The sequence below is a fragment of the Dysgonomonas mossii genome (assembly GCF_004569505.1).
In the GTDB taxonomy this organism is placed as follows: domain Bacteria; phylum Bacteroidota; class Bacteroidia; order Bacteroidales; family Dysgonomonadaceae; genus Dysgonomonas.
Genome location: NZ_SPPK01000122.1, coordinates 1 through 396, shown reverse-complemented (window position 1 = coordinate 396; position 396 = coordinate 1). Strand labels below are relative to the sequence as shown.

Annotated in this window: 1 protein-coding gene; it reads right to left on the bottom strand. The window is 28.8% G+C overall.

The genetic code is table 11. The features are described from left to right. Window positions 1-16: 16 nt before the first annotated feature. A complete protein-coding gene (locus tag E4T88_RS17720) occupies window positions 17-358 on the bottom strand; it encodes a YpoC family protein (RefSeq protein ID WP_070045590.1) in 342 nt (113 codons plus the stop codon). Window positions 359-396: the final 38 nt, after the last annotated feature.

Here is a 396-nt window from a genome sequence, read left to right as displayed (position 1 = left end):
CTAATGAAAAGACCTTTTATTTTTGTGAGTTTCGTTTTCTTTTTAGTTGCAATTGATATCTCGCATTCATCTTAATCAATTCATCTTTAAGTGTCACCATTTGTCTATATCCCATAAAGTGATAGATTCGCTGATTAATATATTGATATCTTTCTGAAAAGTTCATAGGTACTACTGGATATTGTTCTATATTATCTATATCAAACTCTTCTATTTCATTGATTTGTTTAAAATAGTCCATAATCAGTTTGTAATATTGATCTAGAAGTTGTCGTGCTTTATCAGTTTTTAATTGCTTTTGCTTTACTAACGGTTCTATTTGTTCTTCTAGTTCTATAAAGTCATTTTTATCTATCATGCGCCATCAACCTTTACTAATCCTGCTCTTAATCGTTT